Here is a 5405-nt window from a genome sequence, read left to right on the forward strand (position 1 = left end):
AGATCAGCCTGTTCGACGTCGTGCGCGTCACCGAAGAGAGCTTCGCCATGGCCGAGTGCTTCGAGAACGACGCCGCCGAATGCCCGCTGGTCGACAGCTGCGCCTTGAATTCGGCACTGCGCGAAGCGCTCAATGCCTTCTTCGCCGTGCTCTCCCGCTACACGATCGCCGACCTCGTCGCCGCGCGCCCGAATGTGCGCCACCTGCTTGGCATCGATCTCCTGGAGCAGCGCGCCCCGGCCGCCTAAGCTGCCGATTGCGGCAACACGAACGGAACGCTTCCAGCAGGCAGTGCGCCGACCTTGAGCCGGCAGTCGAACACCTTTTCGATCAGCTCGTCATTGAGCACGTCTTGCGGCGAGCCGGCGGCAGCCAGCTGGCCACGAGAGAGCACGAAAATCCGGTCGGCATACATGGCCGTCAGATTGAGGTCGTGCAGGATCGCCACCACGCCGCCGCCGCGCCGCGCGAAATCGCGCGCAACATTCATGATGATGAGTTGGTGCTTGACGTCGAGGCTGGAGACAGGCTCGTCCAGGAATAGGTAGCGCGACCTGCCCTCGAGAACCGGCGCCCAGACCTGGCAGAGCACACGGGCAAGCTGGACGCGCTGCTGCTCGCCGCCTGAAAGCTCCTGGTAGAAGCGGCCGGCAAAGCCGTCGAGATCGACACCCGCCAGCGCCCGCTCGGGCAAGCGCGCATCCTCGCCGGGCAGCACCCCGGAACGCCCGCCGATCAGGCCGAGACGAACGACCTCTAGCACCGTGAAGGGAAAGGACAGCGTGGTGGACTGCGGCAGCACGGCGCGATGCGTCGCTGCCTCCACCGGCTTCATGGAAACCAGGTCTCGGCCATTGAGGATGACAGTGCCGGTATAGGAGAGCTCGCCCGTCAGCGCCTTGAGCAGCGTCGTCTTGCCCGAGCCATTGGGCCCGACGATTGCCGTTACCTCGCCCGGCCGCGCCGTGAAATCGACATGCGAGACGATGCGCCTGGAGCCGATCGCTACGGAGATGTCCCGGGCTTCGATCATCGGCTGCTCACAGATCAATGACGCCGCGCTTGCGCAGCAGGATCCACAGGAAGAACGGCGCGCCGGCCACTGCCGTGACGATGCCGATCGGCAGTTCGGCCGGAGCGACGATGGTGCGGGCGACCGCGTCGGCAAGCAGAAGCAGCGAGGCGCCGAGCAAGGCCGAGGCCGGCAACAGGTAGCGGTTTTCCGGACCGATGGCGAGGCGCAACAGATGCGGCACGACGATGCCGATGAAGCCGATGCCTCCGCTGACGGCGACCGACGCACCGACCGCCGCCGACACGCCGACGATGGCCGTGTATTTCAGCCGCTGGACCGGAATGCCGAGATGGCCGGCGGTCGCCTCGCCGAGCGCCAGCGCATCGAGGCCGCGCGACAGAAACGGCATCGTCGCCAGTGCCAGCAAGATCACCGGTCCGACCGTGCCGATTTTCGGCCAAGTGGCGCCGCCAAGCGAGCCGAGCTGCCAGAAGGTGAGGTCGCGCAATTGCCTGTCGTCGGCCACGAAGACCAGTATGCCGGTGAGCGCCATGGCAAGGGCGGCGATCGCCAGGCCGGCGAGCAGCATCGTGGCGACTGACGTCCGGCCGTGGCGCGTCGCAATGGCATAGAGCAGCAGCGTCACCGCCAGGCCGCCGAGGAAGGCTGCCAGCGGCAGGCCGAGCGTGCCAAGGGCGAGCGTGACAGGCGCAAGCCAGGTTGTGCCGAGCACGATGATTGCCACCGCGCCAAGGCTCGAGCCGGACGAGACGCCGATCAGGCCGGGATCGGCGAGCGGGTTGCGGAACAGTCCTTGCATCACCGCGCCGGAGACGGCGAGCGCGGCGCCGATCAGCACGCCGAGCAGCACGCGCGGCATGCGGATGTCATAGACGATCAGCCGGTGGCGCGCGGCGAGCGCCGTATCGGCCGGCACGCCTCCGGTCAGCCAGTCGCGGATGACGCGAACGGCGGACGCGTCCGAAGCGCCCGAGGTCAGCGACAGGAATATGGACAGCGCAAGCGCGACAGACAAAAGCAGGATGACGATCCTTGCCCGCGCCGAGCGGTCGCCATCGGATGCCCTCACCCTGCCCGCCGGCCCCGCAATCGACTGTTCGGCCATCACCGCTCAGTCCGTGACCTGATTGCCGTAAAGCGAGACGGCGAGGTCGTGGATGGCCGCGGCGGTGCGCGGCCCGAAGCCCAGCAGGTAGCCGCCATCCATGCTGATCAGCTTGCGGGCAGCTCCCGCGGGCGTCGAAGCGATCGATGGATTGGCGAACAGCTCATCTTCCGAGATCGGTGGACCGGCGTTTTTCATGGTCAGGAGCACATCCGGCCTTGCGGTGACGATCGCCTCGTCGGACAGCTGCTTGTAGCTCGAAAAACCCTCGACCGCGTTGACGGCGCCGGCAAGCCTGATGATGCCGTCGCCGGCCGTATCGCTGCCCGCGGCCAGGATCTTGCCGCCCTGGATCGACAGCACGAACAGCACGCGCTTGCGCTCCTTGATCGCGGCCGTCTGCTTTTCGGCCGACTTCAGCTTCGCGTCCGTCTCCGCAGCGAGCTGCTCCGCCTTAGCCTCGACCCCCAGCGCCCTCCCGACGGTGCGGATCTTTTCGAGGATGCCTTCATGGCTGTAGCGCTCCGGCACCTCGATAAAGGGCACGCTCGATTTCTTCAACACGTCGACGGTTTCCTTCGGGCCGCTGCCATGCAGGGCTAGAATCCCCGATGGATTGACCGACAGAACGCCCTCCGGCGACAGCGCGCGCATATAGCCAACATCAGGCAATTTCTGCGCGGCTTGCGGGAAAGAGCTGGTCGAATCACGGGCGACGAGATGACCTTCCTCGCCGAGCGCATAGACGATCTCGGTGATCGAGCCGCCGATGGCGGCAATCCGCGAGGTGTCGGAGAAGACGGCCCTACCTTCATCGGCTCCGGCAGGCATAGCGGCGGCGGCAAGCAGAACGGCGACCAGCAGCGCAAGCCCAGAGCGGAAACGGTGAACGACACGCATCGAGTCTCGCCTCATGCAGCGGTCGGGCTGGGGATGCGGGGCAGGTTCTCGGCCAGGAAGCGCCAGTCGTCGCGCTCGCCCTCGCCTTCATGGCGCTTGCCGAAGAACTGGATGATCATGCCCCCCTTGGCGTCGTAAGCCTCGAGCGAGGTGACATGGCCATCCTTGGTCGGCTTGCGCACCGCCCAGACTTCATGGATGTGATCGGTCCTCAGATGCAGGTGGAAGGTCTCGTCGAGCACGTTAATCCATGGTCCCATCGGCTTGACCGACTTGATCGGGCCGGAATGGATCTGGATGCAGCCGCGGTTGCCGACGAAGCACATGATCGGCATCTCGCCTTCCGCCGCGTGGTGAAACATGGCGCTGACGGCATCATTGTCGAGCAGCCATGCATAGTCCTGGCCGACCATGCGCACCGCCTCACGGCGGCTGAGCTTCAGGGTCTTCAGCATGCCGAAGAACTGATGCACGTCGGTCATCCGGCTCCAGCGGTCGCGGAGGTCGTCGATGCTGGCTACCAAGGCTTGCACCTCCACTTCGTCCTCCGGCGCGCTTGAGGCGATTGCGATCGTCGGCTCCTGGTTCGACGATTCAAGGCTCGCCATCAGCTTCTGGTAAGCATAGAGGTTCGAGGCTGCCCGCAGATGCACCTTGTGAACGGCCTCGCCGGCCGCATCGAAGAACTGCAGGCTGCGGCGGATCTCGCCCCCGTCGCGTTTCTCGACGGCAAAGCCATGTGCCCACACTTTCGGGAAGATGCGCAGGTCGATGTTCTCGCCGAGCACCATGGCGTTGTGATTGCCAGTGACGACCTTGTCGTAGACGCCGATCTTTTCGTGCACGGCGCTTTCGTTGCGGGTCAGCGCCATCACTTCGCCGACCGCTTCGAGGCCGCTCAGCAAGTCATTGACGCGCGGCTCGACGCGCACGGCGCCATGGCCGCAATGTGCCGCGACCAGCTCTGCTTCCGAAATGCCGAGTTGGGCCGCCAAATCGCGCTCGCGCATCTTCGGATTGTCTTCCCGCGAACCCCGGATCTCGTCCGGCGACGGCTTCACGCGTTGGTCCATATCGTCCACCTGCCCACTTTTTGTCTGCCCTGTTCGTCTGCCGATCGTGCTTACTTGTTGAGGATCAGCTTGCCCTGGCGGGTGATCTTCAGACGGTAGAGAGCACCATGATGTTCGATGCCGATCTCATGCTCGCCCTGGAACAGCGCGTTGCTGGAGAGCGTGCGCACTGACATCGCCACGCGGTCAAAACGCGCGGGCACGTCGTCGGAGCGGCGGCCGCGGTAGCGAAAGTCGCTTGGGTTACGGCTGTTCATCTCATTCGGTCCCTTTTTCCTGTGCCGGCCACCGGGCCGGTCGCCTCGTCAAATGCCGATTAAATTCTTGACTCGTTTTCTCATGTTTACTAGTCGTGCATTACCGGACTAAATGAGTCAACATTTAAGACGCCGGACGCGATCAAAAATGCGAGCGAGCCCCGCGCCAGCCAGCATCGAGCCTGAGAATCTGGAGTTGGGGCATGGGGTTGGTGAATTGGGGACGGCCGACAGATCGGCCGATGGCGAAGGAAATGGCGGCCTTGCTGGCTGGCGCGGCGGCAATCGCGCTCTGTATGCCGGCGGCCAAAGCGCAACAGGCCACCCAGCCGGCGGCTGACCAGCAGAGCGACCAGACAAAGAAGACTGACCAGAAAAGTGCAGGCGACTCGACGCTGCTCGACAAGATCCTCGTCATCAGCCGCACCGGCGAGACGGCGATCCAGTCGCTGGCCTCGGCCAGCCATGTCGACAAGGAACAGCTTGAGCGCCGCATGGCGACGACGCCGAACGAGATGCTGCTTGGCGTGCCGGGAGTTGCAGTGCAGGCCGACGCGCGACGCGTCAGCTCCAGCATCAACATCCGCGGCCTGCAGGATTTCGGCCGCGTGGCGGTGATCGTCGACGGCGCCAGGCAGGATTTCCAGCGCTCCGACCACGGCACGCAGTCGACCTTCTATGTCGATCCCGAGCTCATCAAATCCGTCGACGTGATCCGCGGCCCGGTCGCCAACACCTATGGCTCCGGCGCCATCGGCGGAGTGGTGTTCTTCGAAACCAAGGACGCCGGAGATTTCCTCAAGCCGGAGGAAAGCTGGGCGGCTTCCGCCACCGGTCGCTATGAAACGAATGGCAAGGGCTGGACCACCAGCGCTAGCGGCGCCTATCGCTTCAACGAGAACTGGGACGTTTTGGGCAACATCGTCTACCGCGACTACGGCGACTACAAGAACGGTGGCGGCGACACCGTTGCCGGCACCGGCTTCGACGTGCTGAGCGGCCTGCTCAAGACCACCATTCGCCCGACCGAGAAC

7 protein-coding genes are annotated in these 5405 nt (G+C 64.8%); 2 read left to right on the forward strand and 5 right to left on the reverse strand.

Features of this window, described 5'->3' with window-relative positions; all coding sequences use genetic code 11:
- Nucleotides 1-248 (forward strand): Rrf2 family transcriptional regulator (locus tag EOA75_RS27935; RefSeq protein WP_245466761.1); only part of this gene is annotated, 248 nt, incomplete at its 5' end.
- On the opposite strand, the gene EOA75_RS27940 is transcribed toward EOA75_RS27935, so the two are convergent.
- Genes EOA75_RS27940 through hemP form a run of 5 tightly spaced genes read right to left on the reverse strand, consistent with a single transcriptional unit; the run spans nucleotide 245 to nucleotide 4371 of the window.
- Nucleotides 245-1033 (reverse strand): heme ABC transporter ATP-binding protein, encoded by a 789-nt coding sequence (locus EOA75_RS27940; protein WP_127325678.1) that lies wholly within the window; start codon nucleotides 1031-1033, stop codon nucleotides 245-247. The two genes, EOA75_RS27935 and EOA75_RS27940, sit on opposite strands and share 4 nt — an antisense overlap.
- 7 nt (nucleotides 1034-1040) lie before the next feature.
- A complete protein-coding gene (locus tag EOA75_RS27945; RefSeq protein WP_127325679.1) occupies nucleotides 1041-2141 on the reverse strand; it encodes an iron ABC transporter permease in 1101 nt (366 codons plus the stop codon).
- A 6-nt stretch (nucleotides 2142-2147) separates the two neighbouring features.
- Entirely contained in the window at nucleotides 2148-3041 is an 894-nt protein-coding gene (locus EOA75_RS27950) for a hemin ABC transporter substrate-binding protein (protein WP_127325680.1), read from the reverse strand.
- A gap of 11 nt (nucleotides 3042-3052) precedes the next feature.
- The gene (locus EOA75_RS27955; RefSeq protein WP_127216710.1) at nucleotides 3053-4114 is read right to left on the reverse strand and encodes a hemin-degrading factor; all 1062 of its coding nucleotides are present in this window, start codon (nucleotides 4112-4114) and stop codon (nucleotides 3053-3055) included.
- A gap of 50 nt (nucleotides 4115-4164) precedes the next feature.
- Nucleotides 4165-4371: a hemin uptake protein HemP gene (gene hemP, locus EOA75_RS27960; RefSeq protein WP_127325681.1), complete on the reverse strand. Its 207-nt coding sequence runs from the start codon at nucleotides 4369-4371 to the stop codon at nucleotides 4165-4167.
- 203 nt (nucleotides 4372-4574) lie between these two features.
- On the opposite strand from hemP, the gene EOA75_RS27965 reads away from it, so the two are divergent.
- On the forward strand, nucleotides 4575-5405 hold an 831-nt coding region (locus EOA75_RS27965; RefSeq protein ID WP_164747602.1), incomplete at its 3' end, for a TonB-dependent receptor plug domain-containing protein.

Origin of the sequence: Mesorhizobium sp. M1A.F.Ca.IN.022.07.1.1 (genome assembly GCF_003997575.1) — a bacterium.
Classification (GTDB): domain Bacteria; phylum Pseudomonadota; class Alphaproteobacteria; order Rhizobiales; family Rhizobiaceae; genus Mesorhizobium.

What these genes read in the sequence shown, in the direction of transcription:
- EOA75_RS27940 (WP_127325678.1), bottom strand. Translation starts at nt 1,033, where the DNA reads ATGATCGAAGCCCGGGACATCTCCGTAGCGATCGGCTCCAGGCGCATC.
- hemP (WP_127325681.1), bottom strand. Translation starts at nt 4,371, where the DNA reads ATGAACAGCCGTAACCCAAGCGACTTTCGCTACCGCGGCCGCCGCTCC.
- EOA75_RS27945 (WP_127325679.1), bottom strand. Translation starts at nt 2,141, where the DNA reads ATGGCCGAACAGTCGATTGCGGGGCCGGCGGGCAGGGTGAGGGCATCC.
- EOA75_RS27950 (WP_127325680.1), bottom strand. Translation starts at nt 3,041, where the DNA reads ATGCGTGTCGTTCACCGTTTCCGCTCTGGGCTTGCGCTGCTGGTCGCC.
- EOA75_RS27955 (WP_127216710.1), bottom strand. Translation starts at nt 4,114, where the DNA reads ATGGACCAACGCGTGAAGCCGTCGCCGGACGAGATCCGGGGTTCGCGG.